25 protein-coding genes and 3 pseudogenes are annotated in these 25600 nt (G+C 59.6%); 10 read left to right on the top strand and 18 right to left on the bottom strand.

The window, feature by feature from the left end:
- Positions 1 to 82: 82 nt before the first annotated feature.
- The 3 genes from ATY79_RS15995 to ATY79_RS16005 form a co-directional block, all read right to left on the bottom strand.
- Complete coding sequence (locus tag ATY79_RS15995) at positions 83 to 931, bottom strand: carbohydrate ABC transporter permease (RefSeq protein WP_088704365.1); 849 nt, start codon at positions 929 to 931, stop codon at positions 83 to 85.
- Positions 924 to 1862, bottom strand: a complete 939-nt coding sequence (locus tag ATY79_RS16000; protein WP_088704366.1) for a sugar ABC transporter permease — start codon at positions 1860 to 1862, stop codon at positions 924 to 926. The genes ATY79_RS15995 and ATY79_RS16000 overlap by 8 nt, the downstream gene beginning before the upstream one ends.
- Positions 1863 to 1929: 67 nt before the next feature.
- Positions 1930 to 3240, bottom strand: coding sequence for an extracellular solute-binding protein (locus ATY79_RS16005; protein WP_088704367.1), 1311 nt, complete (start codon positions 3238 to 3240; stop codon positions 1930 to 1932).
- A 215-nt stretch (positions 3241 to 3455) separates the two neighbouring features.
- Here ATY79_RS16005 and ATY79_RS16010 point away from each other — a divergent pair, with 215 nt between their 5' ends.
- From ATY79_RS16010 to ATY79_RS16020, 3 genes are read left to right on the top strand one after another with little or no spacing between them, the layout of a single operon-like run.
- On the top strand, positions 3456 to 4655 hold the full coding sequence (locus tag ATY79_RS16010; RefSeq protein WP_088704368.1) for an ROK family transcriptional regulator: 1200 nt from the start codon (positions 3456 to 3458) through the stop codon (positions 4653 to 4655).
- Positions 4656 to 4689: 34 nt separating this feature from the next.
- The gene (locus ATY79_RS16015; protein ID WP_088704369.1) at positions 4690 to 5790 is read left to right on the top strand and encodes a Gfo/Idh/MocA family oxidoreductase; all 1101 of its coding nucleotides are present in this window, start codon (positions 4690 to 4692) and stop codon (positions 5788 to 5790) included.
- Positions 5791 to 5807: 17 nt separating this feature from the next.
- Positions 5808 to 6449 carry a ThuA domain-containing protein gene (locus ATY79_RS16020; protein ID WP_088704370.1) on the top strand — a complete coding sequence of 214 codons (642 nt, stop codon included), beginning with the start codon at positions 5808 to 5810 and terminating at the stop codon, positions 6447 to 6449.
- Between the two features lie 83 nt (positions 6450 to 6532).
- Here ATY79_RS16020 and ATY79_RS16025 read toward each other — a convergent pair whose 3' ends face one another.
- Together ATY79_RS16025 and ATY79_RS30530 are read right to left on the bottom strand one after the other, a co-directional pair.
- Positions 6533 to 7786 carry a D-amino acid dehydrogenase gene (locus ATY79_RS16025; RefSeq protein WP_088704371.1) on the bottom strand — a complete coding sequence of 418 codons (1254 nt, stop codon included), beginning with the start codon at positions 7784 to 7786 and terminating at the stop codon, positions 6533 to 6535.
- A 129-nt stretch (positions 7787 to 7915) separates the two neighbouring features.
- Positions 7916 to 8182: a hypothetical protein gene (locus ATY79_RS30530; protein WP_141105727.1), complete on the bottom strand. Its 267-nt coding sequence runs from the start codon at positions 8180 to 8182 to the stop codon at positions 7916 to 7918.
- A 251-nt stretch (positions 8183 to 8433) separates the two neighbouring features.
- On the opposite strand from ATY79_RS30530, the gene ATY79_RS16035 reads away from it, so the two are divergent.
- Positions 8434 to 9756 carry a mechanosensitive ion channel domain-containing protein gene (locus tag ATY79_RS16035; protein ID WP_088704390.1) on the top strand — a complete coding sequence of 441 codons (1323 nt, stop codon included), beginning with the start codon at positions 8434 to 8436 and terminating at the stop codon, positions 9754 to 9756.
- A 197-nt stretch (positions 9757 to 9953) separates the two neighbouring features.
- Here the strand turns inward: ATY79_RS16035 and ATY79_RS16040 are convergent, their stop codons facing one another.
- The 7 genes from ATY79_RS16040 to ATY79_RS31975 all read right to left on the bottom strand — a co-directional run bounded on the left by ATY79_RS16040 (position 9954) and on the right by ATY79_RS31975 (position 15875).
- Entirely contained in the window at positions 9954 to 10430 is a 477-nt protein-coding gene (locus ATY79_RS16040) for a BA14K family protein (RefSeq protein ID WP_088704373.1), read from the bottom strand.
- 567 nt (positions 10431 to 10997) lie between these two features.
- Entirely contained in the window at positions 10998 to 11336 is a 339-nt protein-coding gene (locus tag ATY79_RS16045) for a hypothetical protein (RefSeq protein ID WP_189638026.1), read from the bottom strand.
- A gap of 522 nt (positions 11337 to 11858) precedes the next feature.
- The gene (locus tag ATY79_RS16050; RefSeq protein ID WP_088704374.1) at positions 11859 to 12491 is read right to left on the bottom strand and encodes a dihydrofolate reductase family protein; all 633 of its coding nucleotides are present in this window, start codon (positions 12489 to 12491) and stop codon (positions 11859 to 11861) included.
- A 332-nt stretch (positions 12492 to 12823) separates the two neighbouring features.
- Positions 12824 to 12961, bottom strand: a complete 138-nt coding sequence (locus tag ATY79_RS30885; RefSeq protein WP_189638027.1) for a hypothetical protein — start codon at positions 12959 to 12961, stop codon at positions 12824 to 12826.
- A 16-nt stretch (positions 12962 to 12977) separates the two neighbouring features.
- Positions 12978 to 13958 (bottom strand): 3'-5' exonuclease, encoded by a 981-nt coding sequence (locus tag ATY79_RS16055; RefSeq protein WP_088704392.1) that lies wholly within the window; start codon positions 13956 to 13958, stop codon positions 12978 to 12980.
- A 219-nt stretch (positions 13959 to 14177) separates the two neighbouring features.
- Positions 14178 to 15020 (bottom strand): class I SAM-dependent methyltransferase, encoded by an 843-nt coding sequence (locus ATY79_RS16060; protein WP_189638028.1) that lies wholly within the window; start codon positions 15018 to 15020, stop codon positions 14178 to 14180.
- 432 nt (positions 15021 to 15452) lie between these two features.
- Positions 15453 to 15875, bottom strand: coding sequence for an FCD domain-containing protein (locus ATY79_RS31975; protein WP_348627568.1), 423 nt, complete (start codon positions 15873 to 15875; stop codon positions 15453 to 15455).
- On the opposite strand from ATY79_RS31975, the gene ATY79_RS31980 reads away from it, so the two are divergent.
- Positions 15756 to 16001, top strand: coding sequence for a hypothetical protein (locus tag ATY79_RS31980; RefSeq protein WP_348627569.1), 246 nt, complete (start codon positions 15756 to 15758; stop codon positions 15999 to 16001). The genes ATY79_RS31975 and ATY79_RS31980 overlap by 120 nt on opposite strands.
- Before the next feature lie 9 nt (positions 16002 to 16010).
- Here the strand turns inward: ATY79_RS31980 and ATY79_RS31985 are convergent.
- Positions 16011 to 16184, bottom strand: a pseudogene (locus ATY79_RS31985) (GntR family transcriptional regulator); the annotation flags it as partial.
- A 133-nt stretch (positions 16185 to 16317) separates the two neighbouring features.
- On the opposite strand from ATY79_RS31985, the gene ATY79_RS16070 reads away from it, so the two are divergent.
- From ATY79_RS16070 to ATY79_RS16090, 5 genes are all read left to right on the top strand, one after another.
- Complete coding sequence (locus ATY79_RS16070; protein ID WP_088704377.1) at positions 16318 to 17325, top strand: ABC transporter substrate-binding protein; 1008 nt, start codon at positions 16318 to 16320, stop codon at positions 17323 to 17325.
- Between the two features lie 66 nt (positions 17326 to 17391).
- Positions 17392 to 18207: an ABC transporter ATP-binding protein gene (locus tag ATY79_RS16075; protein WP_088704378.1), complete on the top strand. Its 816-nt coding sequence runs from the start codon at positions 17392 to 17394 to the stop codon at positions 18205 to 18207.
- Positions 18208 to 18211: 4 nt separating this feature from the next.
- Positions 18212 to 19084, top strand: a complete 873-nt coding sequence (locus ATY79_RS16080; protein WP_088704379.1) for an ABC transporter permease — start codon at positions 18212 to 18214, stop codon at positions 19082 to 19084.
- Positions 19085 to 19177: 93 nt separating this feature from the next.
- On the top strand, positions 19178 to 20911 hold the full coding sequence (gene araD, locus ATY79_RS16085; RefSeq protein ID WP_088704393.1) for an L-arabinonate dehydratase: 1734 nt from the start codon (positions 19178 to 19180) through the stop codon (positions 20909 to 20911).
- A 7-nt stretch (positions 20912 to 20918) separates the two neighbouring features.
- Complete coding sequence (locus tag ATY79_RS16090) at positions 20919 to 21644, top strand: ribonuclease activity regulator RraA (RefSeq protein WP_088704380.1); 726 nt, start codon at positions 20919 to 20921, stop codon at positions 21642 to 21644.
- Between the two features lie 371 nt (positions 21645 to 22015).
- Here the strand turns inward: ATY79_RS16090 and ATY79_RS16095 are convergent, their stop codons facing one another.
- The 5 genes and pseudogenes from ATY79_RS16095 to ATY79_RS30550 all read right to left on the bottom strand — a co-directional run.
- Entirely contained in the window at positions 22016 to 22945 is a 930-nt protein-coding gene (locus tag ATY79_RS16095) for a zincin-like metallopeptidase domain-containing protein (protein WP_088704394.1), read from the bottom strand.
- Between the two features lie 315 nt (positions 22946 to 23260).
- A complete protein-coding gene (locus ATY79_RS16100) occupies positions 23261 to 23782 on the bottom strand; it encodes a hypothetical protein (RefSeq protein WP_141105729.1) in 522 nt (173 codons plus the stop codon).
- A gap of 142 nt (positions 23783 to 23924) precedes the next feature.
- Positions 23925 to 24338, bottom strand: coding sequence for a transcriptional regulator (locus ATY79_RS31575; RefSeq protein WP_245312391.1), 414 nt, complete (start codon positions 24336 to 24338; stop codon positions 23925 to 23927).
- Positions 24339 to 25028: 690 nt separating this feature from the next.
- Positions 25029 to 25160: pseudogene (locus ATY79_RS31580) on the bottom strand (Fic family protein); the annotation flags it as partial.
- A 335-nt stretch (positions 25161 to 25495) separates the two neighbouring features.
- Positions 25496 to 25600 (bottom strand): annotated as a pseudogene (locus ATY79_RS30550) (IS5/IS1182 family transposase); the annotation flags it as partial.

The raw sequence follows: 25600 nt of genomic DNA on the forward strand, positions 1-25600 counted from the left end.
GCAGGCACTGTCACTGGGGCCTCCCCTCACCGCGGACGGCCTCACCTTCGGCTGACGCCGAGCCTCATGCTCGGCCCTCGCCTCAAGACTTGACCGCACCCGCAGTCAAGCCGGCGATAATATGCTTCTGCGCCAGGAAGAAGACGATGATCGTCGGCATGATCGTCAGCGTGATGAAGGCGAGCACCAGCTGCCAGGCAGTGCCGAACTCGCCGCGATAGACCATGATGCCGAGCGGCCAGGGATACATCGTCTCCGAGTTCAGCATGATCAACGGCAGAATGTAGCTGTTCCAACTGCCGACGAAGGAGATGATGCTGACCGTCGCAATGATCGGCCGCGAGAGCGGCAGCGAAATGTGCCAGAAGAAGCGGATGTAGCCGCAGCCGTCGACGATTGCGGCCTGGAACAATTCTTCCGGAAGGTTGCGAAAATAGTTTCGGAACAGGAGAATGCTCATGCCGAGGCCAAAGGAAACCTGGGGCAAGACCACGCCCCAGTAGGAATTCAACAAGCCAAGGTCACGGATCCGGATAAACAAAGGCAGGATGGCGGTCGCCGCCGGAAACATCAGGCCGATCAGGAAATAGTTGAGCAGGAAGCCGGCACCGAAGAACTTGACATGCGCGAAGGTGAAGGCGGCCATGGCCGAGACCGAAACCGTCAGGCCGACCGTCAACGTCGCGATGATCAGCGAATTCGTCATTTGCCGCCAGTAGCGGTCCCCGAAGAGAATGTCGGTATAGTTTTGCGGGTGCCATGCGGCAGGCAGCCCAAAGGGGTTGGTGCGCAGATCGCCGAGATCCTTGAAGCCGCCAAGCGCTGTGGTCAGCAATGGCACGAGCACGATTGCGGCAATGATCGTCAGCGAGACGTAGAGGTAGATCTTGGTCCCGGCAGCGATCCGGGCGGATGAGGCCATATCAGTCATTGCGCATGAATATCCGTTTGTAGCCGAAGGCAAGCGTCACGCAGATGACGAACAGGACGACGCCAACGGCGCTGCCAAGTCCGACCTGCATGCGGGTAACGCCAAAGTTGAACAGGAAGGTGACCATGGTCTGTGTCGCGTTAAATGGCCCACCGCCAGTCAGCGGCATGATGAGGTCGAAGAGCTGCAGTGAGCCAACGACGGCGAAGAAAACGGACAGGCGGACGGTCGAGCCGAGAAGCGGCAGGGTGATGTAGCGGAACCGCTGCCAACCGCTCGCGCCGTCGATTTCGGCCGCCTCCAGCACGCTCTTGTCGAGCGATTGCAGTCCCGCGATGAACAGCATCATGTGGAAACCGAAATACTTCCAGACGACAACTGCCAGGACCGCATAGATCGCCAGGTCCTTGTCGGCCAGAACATAGGGGGTCTCGACGCCGATGAGGTGGGCAGCCGAGGCAAACAGACCATAGTCGCCGTCGTAGACGAAGCGCCAGATGAGGCCCGCTGCAACCTCCGCCAAGACGTAGGGCAAAAAGAAGATCAGGCGAAAGAGGACGACGCCGGCGATCCGGTGGGCGAGCATCGTCGCCAACCAGATAGCGAGCGGTATCTGGATCATGATCGAAATGACGATGATCAGGGCATTGTTTTTCAACGCGGTCAGGAAGGCACTGTTCTTGAACAGCACCTCGAAATTGCGCATTCCGACGAACTGCGTCGGCAGACCGTACCCATCCCATTTATAAAGGCTGTACCAGGCAGCCTCGCCCATCGGCAGGATGACAAAGATCGTAAACAGCAACAGTGCTGGCGGCAGGAACAGAAGCAGGACCGGCAGGCGCCGCGCCAGGCTAGGATCCTTGCTGCGCACCGCCGATCTGACAGTCGGGCGCGGACGCACGAGGCTTGTCACGCTGATGGTGGTCATTGAGGCCGATCCCCTTTACCGGATTGAGGGCGGCGCGGGAACAAGCTCCGCGCCGCGATCGTCTTGATCAGAGCTGATCCTGCTCGAAGGCTTCCTGGATCTGCTGAGCGCCGTCGGCAGGGCTCATTTGACCCGATACGATGGCAACCGAGACATCGTTGACCACGCGACCGACGGAGGGGCCGAGATCCTGATCGAAGAAGTTTTGGTGCCACGTCGAATGCGCGAGCTGTTCGGCGGCCTGATGCATCAAGGGATTGGACACCCCGTCCTGTGCACCCGCCGCAACCGGGATGAGCATGCCGGCCTTGGCCATCTCGCGCTCATTTTCGGCATTTGTCAGATAGGCAAGGAAATCAAGCGTTTCGGGAGGGGCCTTCTTTGTCACAGCCCAGCCATTCAGCCCGCCGAGCGTGTCGGTCACGGCCCCCGCACCGCCGGCAACGGCGGGGAAGGCGAAACGGCCGATATTGTCGGGATCGAGCCCTTTACCATCGCCGGAATTGGTGCGTTGGTTGGCAGCGGTGTTCTCGAAACCGAGGATCATTGCCGCCTTGCCGTCCCCGAAGACGCCGAGCGCCTGTGGCCAGGTGGCGCCCAGGTAGCCCGGCTGGAACGGTTCGAGCTTGCCGAGTTCGGCGAGTTGTTCGCCGGCCTTGATGATGGCCGGATCGTTAAAACCTTCGCCCTGTCCGTTTTTGGCCGCATCGAAGACCTTCTGGCCGCCGTCGCGCATGACGAGGTAGCTCCAGTAGAAATGGATCGGCCATTTTTCGCCGCCACCGCCTGCAATCGGGACGATGCCGGCATCCTTGAGCTTTTTGACGGCGGCGAGATAGTCGTCCCATGATTTGATCGACGCCGCGTCGACGCCGGCCTTTTCAAACATCTGTTTGTTATAGAAGAATGAAACCGTACCCATCTTATAGGGAACAGCGCCGATCTTGCCCTCGAAGGTCAGGCCGTTGATGGAGGCCGGATTATAGCTCTTCAGCCAGGCGCCATCCTTGGCGTTCATGGCGTCGGTCAAATCCATCAGCGTGCCGGTGGCCAGCTGCTGCTTCAGGACGCCGCCGCCCCAGGAGAAAAACAGGTCCGGGGCATCACTCGATTGCAGCAGCGTCGGAAGCTTCGCCTTGAAAGCTTCGTTTTCCAGAAACTGCATTTCGATCTTCACGCCGGGATGCCCAGCCTCGTACTTGTCCGCGATCTTCTTCCAGACCGCCAGATAGTTCGGGTCGATTTCAAGATGCAGCCACTTCACGGTCGTATCTGCTGCGGCACTTCCCGCGGCAATCAGGAGTGCCAGTCCAGTCGCCGCCGAGCGGGCAATGAAACGGCTGCGAAGCAAGGCTTTTGGGTTCATATGGTCAAGCATGATTCCTCCTCCAGGAAGGGAAAAAATCGTCCTCTTCAATTTTTCCCTTATGCGGATTAAATCATCGGGAGGTTTTGGCGAATGTCAACTCCCCTCCCCGAAATTGGCAAATTTGGCTTGACAGACGGGGTCTCCGACGCGCTATTTAATTCGCATACCGTTGAAAATATAAGCCCCCGCGATCTGCGGGGATATCGAAGAGCCGGCAACACCTCATGAAGACCGCAGATCCGGAATTGATGCGCGCGATCAACCGCTTGAACGTGCTGGATACGATCCGTCGTCACGGGCCGATATCGCGTGTCGAGATCAGCGAACGGACGCAATTGTCGACAACGACGGTGTCAGCCATCACCGCCTCTCTGCTCGATGACGGTCTGATCCTGCCGCGTCATGAAGGCGATATTCGCAACGAGGCGGCGCGCGGCCGACCACGCGTGATGCTCGAACTCAATCCGGATGCAGCAAGGGTGGTCGGCGCCAAGATCGCCGCCAACCGCCTCGTTTTCGTCGTGACCGATTTTCGCGGAGACGTGTTGTCAAAGCTCACGCTCCCAATTCGCATCGATCGCCAGCCGATCGGTGTCATCGCCGATCTCGTCGAGGATGGCGTGCGCCGCTGCGTGGTCGATGCCGGGCTCTCGCTCGAAGATGTCGATACTGTTTGCCTTGGGCTTCCGGGCGTCATCGAACACCGCACCGGCCACATCCGCAGCAGCCCGATCTTTCGTGACACGAATGTCGACTTCGCCAGCGAGATGACGGCCAGGCTCAACACCGCGACCATCGTGGAAAGCGATGCGCATGCCATCACGCTTGCCCACCACTGGTTCGGCCAGGCCCGTGATCTGGAGGACATGGTCCTGATTTCGCTCGAGCAGACGCTTGGACTGGGCGTGCTCCATGACAATCAGCTGTTTCGAGGTGCCGGCGGCCTCAGCCACAATCTTGGCGACCTGGTGCTCGGGATGGGACCGCATGGCGTGGTGCGACTGTCGAGCCAGGCTGGCGAAAGCGAGATCCTCGGCGGGCAGCCGGCCAGCGGCCGATTTGCCGAGGCCATCCGGCTTGGACGGGGAATGACGCACGCCCAGGCGCTTATCAAGGCCGAGGACGACACATTGATCAGTGCTGCAATCCGTGCCGGAGAAGCCGTCGGCGTTGCGATCGCCAATATCGTCACCTTGTTTGCGCCGCCGCGCGTTATCCTTGTCGGTTCCAGTCTTGCGCTGGGTGAACCGTTTCTCGACAGCCTGCGAAACGCCTATGCGCTCGCCGTGCCGCCGTCTCTGAAGGGTGTAGCCGAACTCGTCTTTGACGATTCGAACGACGACTTCTGGGCGCAAGGGGCAGCCGCGGTGGCGCTTTACGAACTCTATGAGTCGCCGTGGAACACCACCGGTCCGGCGCTCTAAGCAGCAAAATCACGACATCCAACGGGAGGAAATCATGGAACCAGTCGGTATCGGCATCATTGGCTGCGGCAACATCTCCGGCGCCTATCTGAAGGCGATGGCGTCCTTTCCGATCCTTGACGTTCGCGGCGTGGCCGACCTCAACCATGATATGGCCGTAGCAAAGGCGGCCGAATTCAACCTGCCCGCAAAAAAGATCGATGATCTGTTTGCTGATCCCAAGGTCGAGATCATCGTCAATCTGACGGTGCCCAAAGCGCATGTCGCGGTTGGCCTGCAGGCGCTTGAGGCCGGCAAGCACGCCTATTCGGAAAAGCCGCTCGGCATCAATTTCACGGAAGGCAGACAACTTGCGGAGGCAGCAAGAGCCAAGGGCTTGCGCATCGGTGCTGCACCCGACACCTTTCTCGGTGGCGGCCACCAGACGGCGCGCGCACTCGTCGATCAGGGTGTGATTGGCCAACCGGTCGGTGGAACCGCGACCTTCATGTGCCCGGGACATGAGCGCTGGCATCCCAATCCCGCCTTCTATTACGAAGTTGGCGGCGGACCGATGCTTGATATGGGTCCCTACTACATCACTGATCTCGTCAACCTTTTTGGACCCGTCGCACAGGTCGCCGGCTTTGCGGTCACACCGCGCAAAGAGCGTGTCATCACCAGCGAACCGAGAAACGGCGAGCATATTCCGGTGCATGTGCCCACCCATGTCGCGGGTCTCATGGCCTTTGTTAATGGTGCAGTCGTTCAGATTAGCATGAGTTTCGACGTCGCCGGCCACAAGCACGTACCGCTGGAGATCTACGGCACCGAAGGCACACTGATTGTCCCTGATCCCAACCACTTTGGCGGCGACGTGGAACTCTTGAAGAAGGGCGGAGCGTTCGAACCACAGCCACTGACGGCACCCTATGCCGACGGCAACTACCGCTCGATCGGCGTTGCGGATCTCGCTCATGCTATTCGCACGAACCGTCCGCATCGCGCCAACGGCGATCTGGCTCTGCATGTCCTTGAGGTTTTGGAAGCCTTCGACACGGCCTCCAAGAGCGGACGCACGGTCGCCATTACGACGCAAACCGAGCGGCCGATGCCGCTGTCCCAATCGCTCGTTGACGGGCGCCTGGCCAAGTAATCATCAGGAGGAAGAGTATGCGTGAAGCACTGATCGTCTGGGGCGGATGGAGCGGCCACGAGCCGCAGGAATGCGCCGCAATCATCAAGGATATGCTGGAAGAGGATGGCTTCAAGGTCTACGTCGAGCACACGACCGAAGCCTTTGCAGACCCCTCTGTCCATGATCTCAGCCTCGTCGTTCCGATCGTGACGATGTCGAAAATCGAAACGGAGGAGATCAAGAACCTTGCGGCCGCGATCGAGGGTGGTGTCGGCCTTGCCGGCTACCATGGCGGGGCGGGCGACAGCTTTCGCGAGTGCGTAGAGTATCAATTCATCGTTGGCGGCCAGTGGGTCGCCCATCCTGGCAACATCATCGACTATACGGTCAATATCACCCGACCCGATGATCCCGTCATGAAGGGCATTAGCGACTTCCCATACACCTCCGAGCAATATTACATGCATGTCGATCCATCGAACGAGGTGCTGGCGACGACGCGGTTCACCGGCGACCACGCCTATTGGATCGACGGCGTTGTGATGCCTGTCGCCTGGAAGCGCAAATACGGCAAGGGACGCGTCTTTTATTCTTCACTTGGCCACCAGGCCAAGGAATTCTCGGTGCCGCAGATGAAGACGATTTTCCGTCGCGGTGCGATCTGGGCAGCGCGCTGAACGACCAGGTCCACAAAAATACCGGCGCCGCAACATGGAGCCGGTATTTTTTCAAGACATCGAACGAATTGCCCGGGCGCAGGTCAACCGTAGCGGCCGAGATCTAATCCCTCGGTCGATATCTGCGGTTTCGCCTTGTTGATAAGGTCCGTCAGGAAGCGGCCTGAGCCACAGGCCATCGTCCAGCCAAGCGTGCCATGTCCGGAATTGAGGTAGAGGTTGTCGTAGACCGTCTTGCCGATGATTGGCGTTCCGTCCGGCGTCATCGGCCGCAGCCCACACCAGAACTGCGCCTTTCTCTGGTCCCCTGCTCCGCCGAACAGATCTTCTACCGAATGCGCAAGTGTTGCCTTACGATTTGGCGGCAAGTCTTTGTTGAAACGCGCGATTTCGGCCATTCCGCCGACACGGATCCGATCACCCAGGCGGGTGATGGCGATCTTGAAGGTTTCGTCCATGATGGTCGAGACGGGCGCCCGGCGCTCATCGACGATCGGAACCGTGATCGAATATCCCTTCACCGGATATATCGGGATCTTCAGTCCGAGCGGCTTCAACAAGATTGGCGTGAAGCTGCCGAAAGCGACCACGAAGACGTCGCTGTCAAACGCGCCGTGCGAGGTTTCGACGGCACTGATCCGGTTGTTCTCGATGCGCAGCCTATCGACTTCTGCCCCGTAAATGAAGCGCACGCCCAATGCCTCCGCCCGCTTTGCGAGTTCGTTCGTGAATTTGAAGCAGTCGCCCGTTTCGTCGTTGGGAAGGCGTAAGCCGCCGACGATCTTATGCTTGACTGGCGCCAGTCCCGGTTCGGCCGCGACGCATCCTGCCGGATCGAGTACTTCGAACGGCACACCGTCTTTTGCTAGGACCTCAATATCTTTTGTAATCGAATCGAGCTGCTTTTGCGTGCGAAAGAGCTGCAGGGTCCCTTGGGCCCGCTCGTCGTAGGGGATGCCGGTCTCGCCACGCAGCTCGATCAGGCAATCGCGACTGTATTCGGCAAGACGGACCATACGGCTCTTATTGATGGCGTAGCGCGCCGAAGTGCAGTTGCGCAGCATCGCTGTTACCCAGGCCCAGGTGGCTGGGTCGAAGGTCGGACGTATGATCAAGGGCGCGTGCTTCATGAAAAGCCATTTAACCGCCTTCTGGGGAATCCCGGGGGCTGCCCAGGGGGATGCGTAACCGGGCGAGATCTCACCGGCGTTGGCGTAGCTGGTTTCCAGCGCCGGTCCGCTCTGCCGCTCCAACACTGTTACCTCGTGTCCCGATTTAGCCAGATAGTAGGCGGTTGTAACGCCAATGACGCCAGCGCCAAGCACGGTGATCTTCATAGTGAACCCCAGAAAAGTCAGATCAGAAGTAACGATTTCCCAAATGGCTGAGAATTATGAAGGAGATGGTATCGGCGTCTTCAGCCATCATCTCCATAGTTTGGTTTTTGCCAAGTGCCGCCGTGGTGCTCAGGCCAATTTGCTTTTCGCCAGCACACTCATGCAGTTTGCTGTGCTTTCAATCACCACGCCCCGTCCGGCAAGAGTTCCTCTGGAAAAGCCCGAAGGTCGATCGAAAGGACGCTGCATTTGGCCATGGCGCGCGTCACGTTTACGGTGTTGCTGTTCATGATTGACCCCGATTTTCCCTGCGCGAGGATACCGCTCGTCAAGCGAACGTTTCACGCAATCCGTCATGGAAACAGGCAATTGAACGCGAGATTTTGCAATTTTCATCACATCATTGAGCGTTTCGTGCGAAGCTTTGGCTTCACCTTGGCATCAAACGGGGCTGCAACCGAAGTCTGGGATGATGTACCCGATCAAGTGCCCGCCCTTCCGCAGTTCAGTCGATTTTTCCTGCCGACTGCGATCACAGCAAAACCCCACCGGCGTGCCCGCGTCAGGAAGACAGACTGCCTCGACACTCGCATTTGAACAAAACCCCGCTCCCGTTGTTTATTCTGCAAAATCGCGAGACAACGACGATGGATTTCCTAGAGGCGGTCAACGCCGCCGAATCCTGGCTGCAGGCTTTCCTTCTCAATGAGTGGACGCTCTATCAGTGCGCCCTGATTGTCGCTGCTTACCTACTTGCCGCCTTGCTGGCAAAACGGATCGAGCCAGCACTGGAATCGCGCGCTCGCACCATCAAGGGAAATCCGGATCTACTTCGCGTCATCATCGCATTCATGCGGCGAACACGCTGGCTTTTTCTGATTGTGCTGCTGGCGATTGCGGATGCGGTGCTGTTGCAATTTGGATGGCCATCGCACCGGTGGCTGGTGGCAACAGCCCTCACCCTGGTGGTGGCGTGGTTCGCGATCTCGGTACTCACGCGTATCATCCGAAACCAAATGCTGGCGCGTGTCGTCGCCGCAGTCGGCTGGCTCTACTTTGCACTTTATGCGCTTGGGCTGGATCGCGCTCTTCTGGCAGCGCTCGATGGTATTGCCGTCAATCTCGGCGCCGTTCGCCTTTCACTGCTGCTCGTCTCGAAGGCGATCGTCCTTTCCGTGGCGCTGATCTGGCTTGCGGTTCTGATCGGCAACGTGTCGTCAAACTGGATCCAGAAGTCAGTGGATCTCACGCCCTCCCTGAAGGTTCTCATCAGCAAACTGATCAAGATAGGGCTGATTGTCTTTGCGGGCGCGATTGCGTTGTCGGCGACAGGCATTGACCTGACGGCGCTCACGGTTTTTTCGGGTGCGGTCGGCGTCGGCGTCGGTTTTGGTCTGCAGAAGGTCGTCTCCAACTTCATATCCGGAATCATCATCCTGCTCGATAAGTCGATTAAGCCTGGCGACACGATTACGCTGGGGGAAACCTTCGGCTCCATCCGCGACCTGCGCTCCCGCTTCGTGTCCGTCATCACGAGAGATGGCAAGGAGTACCTTATTCCAAACGAAGACTTCATTTCCGAGCAGGTCGTCAACTGGTCGTTTTCCAGCAATTATGTCCGTGTCGAAGTGGATTTTGGAACCTCTTATGACAGCGATCCGCACGAGGTTGCCCGCATCGCGATCGAGGCCGCCAAGACCATTCCGCGGGTTGCCAGCAGCTATGCCCAACCGGTCTGCTGGATGACGGCCTTTGGGGCATCATCGCTCGATTTCAAGCTAAGATTCTGGATCCTGGACCCGAGCAATGGCCTTACCAACGTGCGTGGTGAAGTACTCATGGCATTATGGGATGCATTCAAAGCAGCCGGCATTTCGATCCCGTTCCCGCATCGCGAAATCATCATGAAGACACCCGTCGAACTTGCCCGTGCATCTCTTCGACAACGGCGCGATCAGAGCAATGTGTGAAGAGCACGCCGCGTCTAAGCGGCCATTCGGCGTTTCAAGAGGAAGCCATACGGACCGCGCCAATTTAATTGTCAGCAAGTCGCACTTAACCCGCGCCACGTGCGGTCTCGCACTTTTGACGCTGCTTATGCGGTGCCGGCCCGAACGCCAGGGTTGGCTTCCTCTGGCGCAATGATCGGCAAAACGGGGCGCCATCGTCAATAGGGTGAGACGCACGCCTGTCGGGGACCGTAGTAGGGTTGGAACGTGTTGTCGTAAGCCCTGTAGGACCGATAACGTGCATAGCACCAGCGCGTATGCGCATTGCCACCATAATAGGCCCGGTGGTAATACCGTGGCGCATAATAGCCCGGGCCGTAATAGGACGGGCCGTAATAGGACGGGCCGTAGTATCCCGGCTCGTAGTAGCCAGAGCCATAATAGTTCGGCTGCGCCAGCAGCCCGCCGATTAATGCCCCTGCGGCAAGACCGCCAAGTGCCCAACCCCAGCCGCCGCCACCATGGTGGTGATGGTATCCGCCGTTATAGTATCCGCCGTGGCCGCCATGGTAGTCCACCAGCTGCACCTGCACTGCCTCGACCTTCGGGACGACGACAGTGGGAAACGCTGCTGCAGGCGGGACGCTCGTCAACGCCGTCGCGAGCGACAAGGAAACGATTGCCAGCCTCTTCATTGGCTTCACCTTTTCTGTCTAGATTGCAGCCGGCCATTATATCGCGAAAAGGACAGCGTGGCAGATATTTTCAGGTGATGACGCTCTAGGGATGGCTCCGCATTTCTCCTTTGGCGATCGATCGGCCTGCGGCGGTTGCGCGACGAAGCGCAATCGACCAATAGCTGCCCTTGGCTTTCTATCGGCAACCGGACCTTCGGCTGCGCCTCACGCTGCCCGATAAATCTGCGCCGCCGCACCGCCCGGAAGGGCCTTATCAGCTTGAGAGGCGTCGGAGCGGCGAATTCGGAAAACGGCGGCAAGCCTTTAGCCAGCACCACAGGGACCACCAGCTGGGCGAACTGGTCGACCAGTCCAACTTGCGCTGATAAAATTGAGGAGAGCGGTGGGCGCATGCCCGCGCAAGCTGGTGGAGATCACCCGCAACGGAGCAGCACCTATTTTAAAGGAAGGCGTCAAACGGATCGGGGAGCTGTATCGGATTGAGGCCGAACTGCTCACCTTGATCGGCAGGCTCGTCTTGCCAGGCGGCAGGAACGGTGTGGGTGGTCTTCGCCAAAAAGGAATTCAAGTTAGAAAAGGCATGATGTCAACGCCGTCACCTGGAAATACGGTGAGGTGCGGATGGTCCTGGAACAGCCGTGCGGCGGCGTCAGCGGTGTCCGCTTCGACTACCAGATAGCCGCAGAATGGATTCACGGCTTCGGCCACACCGTCCTTTGTCACACGCGTTGTCTTGCCCACCATACCACCGCGATCAAGGATGAACGCAGCATTGCGTTCCTCCCACGCCGCCCACTGTGGTATGCCCACAGCATCGACTGCATCCTGCTGGGCTTTGGGCAGGTTTCGAAATGAAGCGAGGTCTTCGGGCTTCATCGTGTAAACGGCAAGAAATCGGGGCACCAGCGTTACCTCCCTTGGCTTATATGGTTGTCAGTTTACACGCCGAACCTCGACAAATACCCCCCTGTAGCCCAAGATGTGGCGCGAGGCGTAGGCTGGCGGCTGTCGGGGTATAGTCGGCATCCTGGTCATGTCCTTTAGTGCGCGGCGCTTCAAACGGCAGCTCAGTCAATGTGGAAGCGGGATACCACACGGGAGACGGTGGCAAAACGATCGGTTGCCTGCGTCTTCTGCATTTGGAAAGCTGCTTGCCATTCTGCAGATTCCACTTTCAACGACATGACACCAACATGTCGTTATCAACGACCTTTCGAATGCGACGTATCGACTGGTCGTGCACCGTAGGGCTGTCATGAGAGTTCCCCAACGTGAAGGAACGCTTGATCAGCCTCAACCGTTGAGGGCCGTATCGCCTATCGGCCTTTAGGCACTGTACCGGTCCCGGAACGACGTATGAAGGTTCGATGGATGACCTTCGCTGCGTATCGGGCAGCAATGCGAGGCCGGCGGTGCGGCGACGGCTCACGTTGCCCGATAAATCTGCGCCACTGCACTGCCCGGAAAGGCCTTCGAACTTATGAGCTTGAGAGGCGTCGGAGCGGCGAGTTCGGAAAACAGCGGCAAGCCTTTACCCAGCGCCATTGGGACCACCAGCAGGGCGAACTGGTCGACCAGTCCCTGGGCGACGAGGCTGCGGGCGAACCTTACTCCGCCGTGGGCGATGATCGGCTTGCCCTCTTGGGCTTTCAACTTCGCGATTTCTTCCGCCAAGTCACCGCTCGCCACATGAGCCTCCTCCCAACTTCTCCCACCGGGTTGCAGCTCCACAGACTGTGTGGTCCCCACCTCGCCGTGAGCCCGATCGAGCGCCACCGATATATTCACCTTTTTCGGGATTACAGGCTCCTGTCGTGAAAAGACGGCCTTGGGGATCTCGTTCATCGGCGGCGCGAACTGGCTGTTGGAGGTCGGCCAGAAGGCGGCCATGTCATGGAAGGTGCGGCTGCCCATAATGTGCAGGCTGGCGCTCCACAGATACTCCACGGACCAAGCCCTCGCCTCTTGATCGGCGCCGAACATCCATGTGTTTCGACCATCCAGATCGCTGACGAAGCCGTCAATCGATATGGACATCTTCAAAATCAGGTCTCTCACGGGTTTCTCCTCGTTCCGGTTCCAGCCCAAGGACGTACCAGATCGACAACGTCCGACAACGCGCGATCATTTTCTTAGCCGCGTGCCCATCCTGTCGCACCCGCCGGAACGACGGTCGAGTTGCACGCAATTCGACTTCGTCCCAAAGGATCCGGGCGGACGAATTTCCCGCACCCGGCTCTTCCCGAGAGTAACCCGCGTCATATCCGAGCTTGCCCCAAAGGTCGAGTAATGTGTTGGACCGGCCCGTCCAACCAACCCACCGGGTCAAGGGTACGTCGGACGCATGCCGAACGGGGCCGAGCCGCGGCTGATCGGACGGGATGAGGAGATCAACTGTTCTTCAGCATGGGCCAGAAGGACGATGACGCGACGTTCAGACACCAACTGCCGGCCGAGGAGGAAACCCGCGCAACGCGGCTCGGCTGCGTCCCGGTCCAGGCGGCATCAATACGCAGCATGGACGTCATCGCCTCTCCCGACCATTCAAGCCGCCCGGAAGCGATCAACCGCCGTCAGGTATTTGACCGGAGGATCGGCATCCCAGCGATAAATCTCCGCCCGCAGGAAATGCAATTCCTCGTCGAGCTTCTCCCCCGGCAGCTCCACCCACCAGGATTTCGGGCGCCCGTCGGAACCGTCCGACCAACGGTAACCGCGTGCCTTGAGGTACTCCTTCATGTCGAACGGGGAATTTTCCGCGTAGATGCGAACCCGCAACCGCTGACTGGCTCGATAGAGGTCCGCGAATGGCGCCGCGGTCGAGCCAGCCCGCGTCTGCCCGAGCACCTCCAGCAGTGCGAAACAATCATCGACAGCCCGGTGCCCGTCGTGGAAAAACCCTGACTGCCCGATCAGGTAGCCGAGCTTGCTGCCCTCGAAACCGCGTGCCGACCAGTCGATCTCCGAGACCGAGCACGCCCAGGCCTTGTCAGCAAAGATCGGCGAGAACGCCTCGCAGAAAGGCCGGTCGAAACCGGCATTATGGGCGATGATCAGATCGGCCGGTTCGACGAGGGATTTGAGGCGGGCAATGTTGATGACCTGGCCAGCGACCATTTCGTCGGTGATCCCGGTCAGGCGGGCGATATCCGGCGGAATCGGGAGTGTCGGCTGCTGAAGACCGCCATAGATTCCAGTGACATCGCCGATCTCGCCCGCGTCATTGAAGGTGAAGGCAATGACGCCGATCTCGATAATCTCGTCGCAGCGATGGTTGAGGCCGGTGGTTTCGGTGTCGAGGATCACGCCCTGCCGTGGAAATTCAGGCCGTGCACGCTCGACAACTGGCCAGGGAATTAGCTTTCGCAAGATGCGATAATTGCCGGTCGTCTCCAGATGCCGAGCCATCGCTTCGTCATCCAGGCCATTTTGCTCCTGTCCTCCCCTTGCAGAAACCTGCGGCCTGGGAGCCTTCACGGTCGCGGGCAAAACTGGTGAAACGAAGAAATCGAGTTGTGAGGCCATTATGCTCTGATCCGAATGCACGATGGATCGCAGCATAAGTATCCGGCTGCACGCAGGCAACAATAGCGGTTTTCCGCGCCCCCAAGCGCCCCGAAGCGGAGTCGCCCGACTGCCGGTGATGATTGAAACCTTTGCCGAGGCAACCGCAACCGTTGGTTCCCCTTCAAGCAAATGGGGGGCTTTTGGCATCGCGCGCACACAGCGCTCGGCCGCGCGCCGTTACTCTGTTTCCTCGGGCTTTTCTGCGAGATAGAAGAACCGCGTTAGTCTGCGTTCCGACGCGAGGTGAGCGGTCATCTTCAGCATGAGTTGTCTACGCTCGAACCAGTCTTCACCCTCTTCTGTGATCAACGCTTTCGCGCGGCGCTGGCGAGCGGCGCCCCAGCGACCTGCGATCTCGGCGGCAGCTGCGGCACGGTCGACACACTGCAGCAGCACGAGACCGGCCGCGGTCACCGCGCCTTCATTGAAGCCAGGCGGTACGAAGAACATATTGGGTCCATTGGCGGCCAGCGCGCAACGGCCGTCGATCTCCGACTTCGAAAGGGCGCCGGTCACGACGGCGGGATCGGTGAAGACCAAGCGCCCGCCGGCTTTTAAAAGCCGCGCCCAATCCCGAAAGGCGGAGTGCCGGTCGGGGAAATGACCGATAGAGTCAATACACGCAATGGCGTCGAATGTGCCGTCTTCGAACGGAAGTGGTTCGTTGCCGTCGAGTACGACAAACCTGGCTCGATCCGCGAGACCTCGCCTCACCGCCTCCGCTGTCGCGCTTGAGACGCCTTCAGGCACGATGTCGATGCCGACGAGGTGGCAGCCGGTTTGCTCTACTAAAGCAAGTGATGGGCCGCCGGCCCCGCAGGCAACATCGAGAACGCGCGCGCTATGACCTAGCCTCAGAAGAGCGGCGATCTCGGCCTGCTCGGCTGGACTGCGCCAACTTTCCTGCCCGAAATCCTCGCCGAAAGCCTCTCTACGGATTTCTGACGCAAGTTGGCCGTAGATACGTGTGTATTGCGAGCCATAGAAGGTATGGCTCTTCGCCTGATTGTTCCTGGACATACGGGTAGCCCCCTTCGGCCCGAGCGCAGATTGCCAGAAAAGCGGTTCTCCGTCAAAAATGCGTGGCGATGGATTCGTCCCCGCCGATCCTGGCATGCCAGTGGAAGCCCTCATCAGCACCGGCGGCCGGGCCTTTCTTGCCTCTACCCGACACACCTTTGTCGAGGATTGAGAACGCTTGAAGTTGCCTAAGGCCAAGCTGTGTAGGGGACGGTCCCCGATCTTGAAATCGTCGGCTTAAACGGGCTCGAACCATCGGCACGTATCTCGATTTGACAAACCTCTGTTAAATCCGAAGTCTTGGGGCGTAGCATATTAATGGAACTGGTTCGCCAAGCAGCCTGGACGTTCACGTTCTTCAGACTGAAGATCTATCAAGTGCCACCAAGACCGCATAACCACCGTTTTGCCTTTCGCCTACTTCAAAAATGCCTACCCCGCTCGTACGTTAGACGGCGACTCCGGCGACGCCGAATCGTACATGAACGTCGGGAACTTCGCTCGGATCGCATCGATGATGGAAAGCGTTCCTGACAAATGTCTACGAAGAGCCGAGACAGCGGCCTCCTCGTCCCCTTCTTTGATCGCATCGACTATCGCGCGATGTTCCTGCAGAAGTGATTGGATCTTGCCTTCCATTGGAAGATTTAGGCGGCGCAGCCGGTCGAGATGGACGCTCTGCTGACGGATGACCCGCCACAAAAGAGTGTTTCCGCTCTGCTCGTAGAGCACCCGATGAAATTCTCGATCCAGGGCGTCGAACTGGTCGTACGTCGAGGGATCAGCTACCGCCTGTTGCTGCCGGAGAACGCGATCCATCGCATCAGCGGTTTCCTTCGGAGAACTCTTCGACAATCGCCGAACCGCCTCGACTTCGACGGAAAGCCGAAGAAACTGAGCCTGTCGGGCGTGGTCGACGTCGATGCGGGAAACACGCGTTGCGTACTGGGGAAAGATGTCGACAAGACCATCCTCCTGTAGTCGAAGGAGCGCGTCTCGCACGGGTGTCTGGCTCACCCCAAATTCCTCCATCAAATTTGCGCGGGAGAGGACGGTTCCCGGTTCGAGCGCGACGGTAAGGATCCTCTCCTTAAGAATTTCATGTACTTGCACCGCAACTTGCCTCGATCGGTCGAGCAAGAGGAACCCTGTTTTCGTCGCCATAAGCCGTCTCCGATTCAGTCAGGACATTACATAGCGCATATTTGGTGTTGATGCACTGATGTTTTAGTGTACTAATAACGGTCGACCGCGCAAGGAGGCGCGGATTCGAGCTAATCATTTTGGGAGGACAGTTATGTCCAAGTTCGCTCGCGGTCTTGCCGCGATTGCTGCCGTCGTGGGGATGGCGCTTCCTGCCGTCGCGCAGGAGAAGACTTCAATTTCGATCACCAGGCAGCCTGGCATTCTTTATCTCGCCAGCCACGTCATGGAGACGCAGAAGCTCATCGAGAAGGAGGCCGATGCTCTCGGTATCAAGGGCGTTACCGTCGAATGGCGGACGTTCAGCGGTGGCGGCGCCCAGACCGATGCGCTGCTCGCTGGCAATGTCGACATCGTCAACACCGGTACCGGCAACCTGCTTCTTCTTTGGGATCGCACCAAGGGCAAGGTGAAGGGTATCATCACAAGCTCCGCCCAGCCCGTCATCATGGTTTCGAACGATCCCCGCATCAAGTCGCTTGATGATATTACGCCCCAGGACAAGATCGCGGTCCCGACGGTCGGCGTCTCGACGCAGGCCATCCTGCTGCAGATCGCCGCTGCTGCAAAATACGGTGACGACCAGGTCAAGAAGTTCGATGCCAACACGGTGCAGCTTGGCCATCCCGACGCGCTCGCGGCGATCGCCAATCCCAGTCACGAAGTGAAGAACCACTTTTCCGCACCGCCCTTCCAGTACATCGAACTGAAGCAGAAGGGCGTTCACCGCGTAACAGACTCCCGGGAGATCCTTGGCGGCGGGCTCACACAGGCCACGTTCTTCACGACCACCGAGTTTGCTGAAAAGAACCCGACTCTCGTAAAGGCAGTTCGAGAAGCGACCAAGAAGGCCATCGAATCCATCAAGGCGGATCCAAAGGCCGCGCTCTTATCCTATAAGAAGGTATCCGGGGACAAGACTTCGATCGATGATCTGATGTCGATCCTCAACGAGCCCGGCTTCATCGACGACTATCGCATCGATCCCCAAGGCACGATGAAGTTCGCAACCCATCTGCACAAGATCGGCACGCTCAAGACGATGCCCGCCGCCTGGACGGACTACTACCTTCCGGAATCGGCTGATCTGAACGGCAACTAAGGCGCTGGAGCGCACCGGCGCGCTTGTCGCGCTGGTGCCCCGCGCAAGGACATAAGGAATTCTCCAATGCTACAAGCGACCGTCACGGCGGGGCCAAGCCTCGTCGAAACAGCAGCGCGGCAGCCGCTTCTCAGCGTCGACAAGGTCACCTTGAGATACAAGACGCCGAGCCTGCTTGTCACGGCAACGGAAGGCGTCAGCTTCGATGTCTGTCAGTCCGACCGCTTCGTCCTGCTCGGGCCGTCGGGATGTGGCAAGTCCACGCTTCTGAAGGCCGTAGGCGGCTATATGAAGCCGGCGACTGGCACGATCACTATCAACGGCAGGCAGGTGACGAAGCCGGGCCCGGACCGGATGATGGTCTTCCAGGAGTTTGACCAGTTGATGCCGTGGAAGACGGTTTTGCAGAACGTGATGTTCCCGCTGCTTGTGGCACGGAAGCTTCCGGAGAAAGAAGCGGAAGAGATCGCCAGGTCGTATATCGAGAAGGTGAAGCTCACCCGCGCAATCGACAGCTTCCCGCACACTCTCTCGGGCGGCATGAAGCAGCGTGTCGCGATCGCCCGCGGCATGGCGATGCAGCCGGACATCCTCCTGATGGACGAGCCATTTGCGGCGCTCGACGCCCTTACCCGCCGCCAAATGCAGGACGAGCTGCTCCAGCTCTGGGAGGACACCAAGTTTACGGTGATCTTCGTCACTCACTCGATCGCTGAGGCGATCAAGATTTCCAATCGCATACTTCTCCTCTCTCCGCATCCGGGCCGCGTCAAGGCCGAGGTCATCAACGCCGATGCCGCATCCACCGAAGATGGCAGCGCCGCCGCGCTGGAGAAGGAAATCCACGATCTGCTCTTCTCAGAGCCAGGACACCGGGAGTAGAGACATGACCAAGCCACAAATCCTACTCGCCGAAGGCAATGCAGGCGTCGGCGTAGCACATGGCAACATCGCTGCTGTGGAGCAGAAGCTTTCGCCTTTCGAGGTGGTATGGGGGATCGGAGCGTTGCGAAAGGCTCTGATCATCATCATTCTCGCGGTGCTCTGGCAGGCTTACGCCGTTCACCTCGACAATCCCCTTCTCTTTCCGACGCTGACCGACACTTTTCACACGCTAATCGATCGGTTCGCAGACGGCACGCTGCCGTCGCGCATTTGGACGACGTTGAAGATCCTGCTGATGGGCTATGCCGCAGGTACGGTACTCGCAGCCATTCTCACGGTTCTCGCGATCAACACCCGCATCGGCACCGATTTTCTCGAGACGATGACGGCCATGTTCAACCCGCTTCCGGCTATATCGCTGCTGCCGCTCGCGCTGATTTGGTTCGGCCTCGGCGCGTCGAGCATGGTGTTCGTCCTCATCCACTCCGTGCTCTGGGCGGTTGCCCTGAATACGCATTCGGGCTTCCTCGGCGTATCCCGCACACTGCGTATGGTGGGCGCGAACTATGGTCTCACCGGATTCTCGTATGTGACCCGAATCCTGATCCCGGCTGCCTTCCCTTCTATTCTGACCGGCCTGAAGATCGGCTGGGCGTTCGCCTGGCGAACCCTGATCGCCGCCGAACTGGTGTTCGGCGTTTCCTCCGGACAGGGCGGCCTCGGCTGGTTCATCTTCGAGAACCGCAACCTGCTCGACATCCCCGCAGTCTTTGCGGGCCTGCTGACGGTCATCGTGATCGGTCTCATCGTTGAGAATCTCGTCTTCCAGACGCTTGAGCGCCACACGATCCAGAAGTGGGGAATGAAGGAATAATCGCGGCCCGCCGGCGGCGGGCCATGACACCTTTAAACGCATGCGTGGTGTTCGCGACGCATGCCTCAGCAAGCAGACATGTGGAATGAACTCATGACGAAGAAGACACCTGATGAATTGCGATCCGCACGATGGTTCTCGCCGGACGACTTGCGAAGCTTCGGCCACCGTTCCCGACTTATGCAACTTGGTTACGCGGAGGAAGACTTTCGCGACAAGCCGATGATCGGCATCCTGAACACTTGGTCCGAACTGAATTCCTGCCACTCTCATTTCAAGGAACGCGTTCAGGACGTCAAACGCGGTGTCGCGCAGGCCGGCGGTTTCGCCGTCGAGATGCCATCACTCTCCGTGGACGAAAGCTTCACCAAGCCGACCTCGATGCTCTACAGGAACATGCTGGCGATGGAGGCGGAGGAAATGATCCGCTCCCATCCCCTCGACGGGGTCGTCCTGATGGGAGGCTGCGACAAGACCACCCCCGGGCTCGTCATGGGCGCGCTCTCCGCAGGAGTCCCCATGATCTACCTGCCAGCCGGTCCAATGTTGCGCGGCAACTATGCCGGCAAGATCCTGGGCTCGGGCTCCGACGCTTGGAAGTACTGGGACGAACGTCGCGCCGGGAACATCTCCGACGACGAATGGCTCGGCATCCAAGGTGGCATCGCTCGCTCCGCAGGGACATGCATGACGATGGGAACGGCGAGCACGATGACGGCCATCGCCGACGCCATGGGTCTCACCTTACCCGGCGCCTCTTCCATTCCTGCCGTCGATGCGAACCACCAGCGCATGTCAGCCTCCTGCGGCCGCCGTATCGTCGAGATGGTCTGGGAAGGTCTCACGCCGGACAAGATCGTCACCGAAGCGTCCTGCCGGAATGCTGCGATCGTGGCGATGGCCACCGGCTGTTCGACCAACGCCGTGGTTCACCTCATCGCCATGGCGCGACGAGCCGGCGTAGATCTTACGCTCGATCACCTCGACGAACTCGGGCGCGTGACGCCGCTTATCGCCAACGTGCGCCCGTCCGGGAAGGACTACCTGATGGAGGACTTCTTCTATGCGGGCGGTCTCCGTGCCCTAATGAAGCAGTTGGACAACCGTCTCGATCTCTCGGCACTGACAGTGACCGGAAGGACGATGGGGGAGAATCTGGAAGGCGCGCAAGTCTTTAACGACGACGTCATCCGGCCGTTGAGCAACCCCGTCTATCATGAAGGGTCGCTTGCCGTTCTTCGCGGGAATCTGTGTCCGGACGGAGCGGTCATCAAGCCGGCGGCGTGCGACCCAAAGTACCACGTCCACGAGGGGCCGGCCCTCGTGTTCGACAGCTACCCCGAAATGAAGAAAGCCATCGACGACGAAAATCTCGATGTCACGGCCGACCATGTGCTGGTGCTGCGCAACGCAGGCCCGCAGGGCGGGCCTGGCTTTCCGGAGTGGGGCATGCTGCCAATTCCGAAGGCGCTGATCAAGAAGGGTCACCGCGACATGCTTCGTATCTCCGACGCGCGCATGTCCGGCACCTCTTATGGCGCTTGCGTCCTGCACGTCTCGCCGGAGAGTTTCGTCGGCGGTCCGCTGGCGCTGCTGAAGACCGGGGACATCGTTCGTCTCGACATGCCAAACCGCAGCCTCGACATGCTTGTCGACGAAGAGGAGCTTTCACGCCGTAAGGCGGCCTGGCAAGCGCCCGAGCCCAGGTTCCAGCGCGGCTGGGGGTGGATGTTCTCTCGCCATGTGACGCAGGCCGACAAGGGCTGCGATTTCGATTTCCTCCAAACCGATTTCGGCCGCGCGGCCGGCGAACCAGACATCTATTGAGGTGACCATGACCGACTACGTACTCTCCGACGCGACCCGCGCGAAGTTCAAGAAGATCTCGACGGCGTCCATCGCCACCGCCCTTTACAAACGAGGGCTCCGGAACCAATTCATCCAAGGTGTGGTTCCTGTCTCGCCGAAAGCCGAAACCATGGTGGGCCAGGCATTCACGCTGCGATACATCCCTGCCCGCGAGGACCGCAATCCGATTACCGTCTTCCGCAACGCCGATCACCCGCAGCGCGTAGCGATTGAGACGTGCCCGGCCGGTCATATACTTGTTATGGATGCGCGCAAGGACGCTCGAGCGGCGACTGCGGGCTCCATTCTTATTACCCGACTTGCGCTGCGCGGAGCGGCGGGGGTCGTGTCAGACGGCGGTTTCCGTGATGCAGCCGGGATCGGGGCCTTGGACATGCCAGCCTACTACGCCAAGCCCTCCGCGCCGACGAACCTGACGCTCCACGAGGCGCTCGACATTAATGTCCCAATTTCATGCGGCGACGTCGCCGTGTTTCCCGGAGACGTCCTCGTAGGTGATCGAGATGGCGTCATGGTGATTCCGGCCCATCTCGCCGACGAGCTGGCGGACGAATGCTCCGAAATGGAGAGCTACGAAGACTTTGTTCTGGAACAGGTAAGGAGCGGCGAGGCGATCATCGGTCTCTATCCGCGCACGAAGGAAGAATACGAGAAGCGTTACGCGGACTGGCGCACCCGCGGCAACAAGTAACAAAGACGAAGCGAGGAGGACACCGTCCCCCTCGGCTTCTACTTGATCACCGCCATTTCAGCCACGGCCGTATCGCGGCATTCCACTCGGCATGATCGTCAGGAACGGAATGACAGCATCAGGGAGATCTGCGAGCTCCGCCGCCATGCTTCGCCGTGACACATACCGGCCGCCTTTAGATCTGACAGCCGCCGCTATCGCCTCCGGCCTTACCTGTCCGGCGGCCTTCCGTGGAAGATTGACATGGCGAATGGCTTCCTGTCGCTCGATCAACGGTCTGGCGATAGCAAGACTGGACGTCGATGACGCGGCGTACGAGGCCGTCGTCTGAAAAACTCGTGGGCCGCGCCGCCGGATAGCAAGGCAAGCGGCTACGCCGTCTCCCCCTCGCCTTCGGGATCCGCGCCTGGCTGCAGATGATGCAGGTACCTGACGGCGCGCTGGGCATGGCCGGCAGCAACAAAGATCGCGCGCTTGTCGCCGGCAAGAACCTTCAGCCAGCCATCGAGATAGCTGGCATGATCTGGCCGTGGCTCGAGCTCTGGAACAATGCCGAGATCGGCGCAGAGGAAGCAGCTGCCGAGCTCGGCGATCAGCTCCTCGCGGGCGCGGGCGCTGTTGTCCTTGGCATAGCGGCTGAGATCTCGATCAAGACGATGCGCAGCCGCCGTCCAGTGGGTCAGCTCGTGACTCATGATGGCAACGTAAGATTGAGCATCCCGGAAGGCTTCGAAGGCTGGCATCTGGATGTAGTCGCGGGCCGGCTGATAGTAGGCCGATGATCCGCCGTGCCGGATCAATGCGCCGGTATTGGCGAAGAAGCGGTCGGCATCGGCAAGGCGGGCAAGCGGATCGGCAACCGGTGCGACGTGTCGGAACCGCTCGTCCAGTCCCGTGATCTGGTCGGCATTGAAGACGGTGTAGGCTTTCAGAAACGGGATGTCGTGTTCGATCTCCTCGCCACTGTCGCTGGTCTGGCTGCGAATGAAGGAACTGGCAAAGACGACCGTGGTGCCGGTCTCGCCCTTGCGGACCGCGGCTCTAAGCTCGCGGGCCTGGCGATATGTCATCCAGGTCGGTGAGGAAAAGCCGCGGGCAATCGCTTCTGACCAGAGGATGAGGACATTGATGCCGGAATAGGCTTGACCGTTGTGACGCAGTGGCCGGGTGATGCGGTCGTTCGCATGAGCCGTGGTCCAGGGCTGCATCCAGGGGCGCACGCCCTGTTCGAGTTCGGCAATGATCGTGTCGGTGATACGGCTATAGAGATCGGATCGCTGGTGTGGGGTCTGCCTCGTCATCTTCGAAACCTCCGTTTCGAGGTCGCGACCATCGCGACCTGCTACGGCGGTCCAAAAGCCGGGCCTTGAGCGCCGGCCGGCACCCGCAAGGGCCGCAACGACAGTGGAGGACGGCAAAGCCGTTGCCGGCCGGCGCGGGCCCGGCAGGACCTCAAAGCCGGGCAGGACGCGAGGCGCGGGATCAGGGCGGATATTCGACGACAGGCAGGCAGACGAGCGTCGACAGATCGGCAGCGGCGCGCCCACGACAGGTCGTGGAAACCGCCGCGCTCGCCGCCCGATTCTGTCCCGGCCATGCCAGCGACCGGGCGCTATCTATCGGTCAAATCGCTCCAGCATCTGCCTCAGCTGGGCATTTTGGAGTTGAAGCTTCTTCGCCAACTGGCTGCGCAGCTGCCGGATCTCGTCCTCGAGGTCCTGGAAATCGTTGGATATGACGGGAGCGGTCGATGGCGTCGGCTGGATCACGCCAGGCACGTTCTTCTTTCGAGACGCGCGCGGCTTGCGCAACTTCGTTGTCGCCGAACCATCGACGGCATCGGTTTGCAGGCCGGGGCCAGTCGTCGTGTCAAGATCATCGACCTGCCGCAAGCCGGGCTCGTCCGGAAGAGCCGCTCCTGCAACGACCGTCTCGGTATCGGGGCTATCGTCCGTGGCGGTCGAGACCGCATCGACCGGATCGGCGATGTCCTGCGCACCGTCTGCTGGCTGCAACGGCGCCGGCTCCTGCGTCTCCTTGGCGACCGGCGCATCGGATGTGTCCTCGATGGCGGTGCTTTCATTGCCCCTGCCATGTCGTCTCGTCAGTCCGACGAGAAATTTCCAAGGCGACGCCACCATCTCTCCTCAACCTCGCGCTTTTCCCTGCAGTCGACCGGCCCTTGGCACGGATCGGCGGCAGGCAAGCCGCCGCCAATGTTCGTCACCAACGGGAGCAGGAGGAATAACAGTCGGCCGTCGCCGGCTCGCTCACTGCTGCTCAGGCAAGACCGAGGCGCTTGCGCAGATCGGCGTTTTCCTGGCGGAGCTTTTCGGCAAGCGACTTGCGCAGCATCTGGTTTTCTTCCTCCAGCCGCAGCAGCTCGGCCATGTCGTCGGCAGCCGAAATCGGCGCCGTTGTCGCGGCAGGGGTGGACTTTGCAGCGCGCGTCTTGCCAACCCGCTTCGCTTTGCCCGCGGCCTCGGCGACGATCGGCTTGGCCTTGGCTGCACGTGCCGGCCGGCCCCGCTTTGCCGGTGTAGCAGGCGACGGGGTCTCGACAGTGACATCGGCACTTGCGGTCTCCGGGGTCGCCTTCTTGGCGCGCGGCCCACGCTTCTTCGGCGCCGGCTCGATGACGGCGTCGGTGATTGCGGGTTCGGCGTTGGCAGTCGCGTTGGTTTCGTTGGCCATCAATCTCTCCTCTGGTGCCAACACCGTTGTTGGCTGCTCCACTGGCGGTGTCAATACGGGCGTCTGTTCGAAAGACACGGACGATGAGGAAATTGCACTTTCTCCGGTCTGATGACCCTCGTGACCGGGAACCTCAGCGCTTACCGCAGCCGAAACAGCTTTGAGATCCAGGTTACCCCAAATCGAGACGGGTTTCGGCGTCTGCCGCCGACGGCCGGACTTTAATTCGACAACGAAGTTTCGTTGCGGCTTTCTCATTTATCAGAACCTTGAACTTTGAAGGAGCGCCGACCAGCAGCATGGTGATGTGTCCTTGCCAATAGCGACATTTACTGGATCAGTCGAGAGCGACGTCGTCGGGAGCGAGCCGCAACCATCGTGATCTCGACCTCCGGCACGGCCGGCGCGCACGATTGACGGTTCTTTGGCGTTTTCTTCACCGTTGAATTTTCCTTATGTCGATCGCTATCGCCGCTCTCACCTGCGCCCTTGAAGCAGGCCCCATCTAACCCAATCGCTTTCGTCTCTGCTCTGGCGGCTGATGCCGAAATTTAATGTCGCGTTTCACTCCGGGTCGCAACAGGACCTGATCCTCTATGAAAGCCTTCTGGAAGCTTCGAGGATTGGTTGGGCGATGTAGCGCGCAAGGCTCCTTTCGCCAGTGACGATTTTCACCTCAGCCGGCATCCCCTCTAGCAATGAAAGCACATCAATCGCCGGCTCGGGCGGCAATGGCGGGGGCACGAACGCCCGCACTGTTTCACTGGCGGCGACCGTCTCGACGAAACGACCCAGGCGGTTTTTGGATTGGGAATCAGACATAACCAAATATCAGCCGCGCCCCTTATTTAAGCAAGACGCATTTCATTTAATTAATCGACAGACTTAGATAAGCGCGCTTAATTAACGCGCCGACATTGAACTCCTGAGCTTTGATCCAGGCGACATCGGCGCCTAATACGATGAACGGGCGCCATTAGAAGTGACACGCCCGATACATCCTTTGTTAAAGCTCGCCTCATATTCCCGCTCGCCCTCGGCACTGGTGCCGAGAGAAACGGAATGAGCATGCCCAAACACGATCTTTCATCACGTCATTTTCAGAGCGTTGGTGCGTGGATCGGAGAGTTTTGGGCTCTGATCTTTGATGCCGTCGTTTACGAGGTTGTTCCAATGCGACGGATGGATTTCGGGTGTGCGCATGCAAGCATCCGATTGAGAACGGCGCAGCCGATGGCAACCTCGGTCTGTTGCGCTCCGAA

This window comes from Rhizobium sp. R693 (genome assembly GCF_002211315.1).
Lineage (GTDB): Bacteria > Pseudomonadota > Alphaproteobacteria > Rhizobiales > Rhizobiaceae > Rhizobium.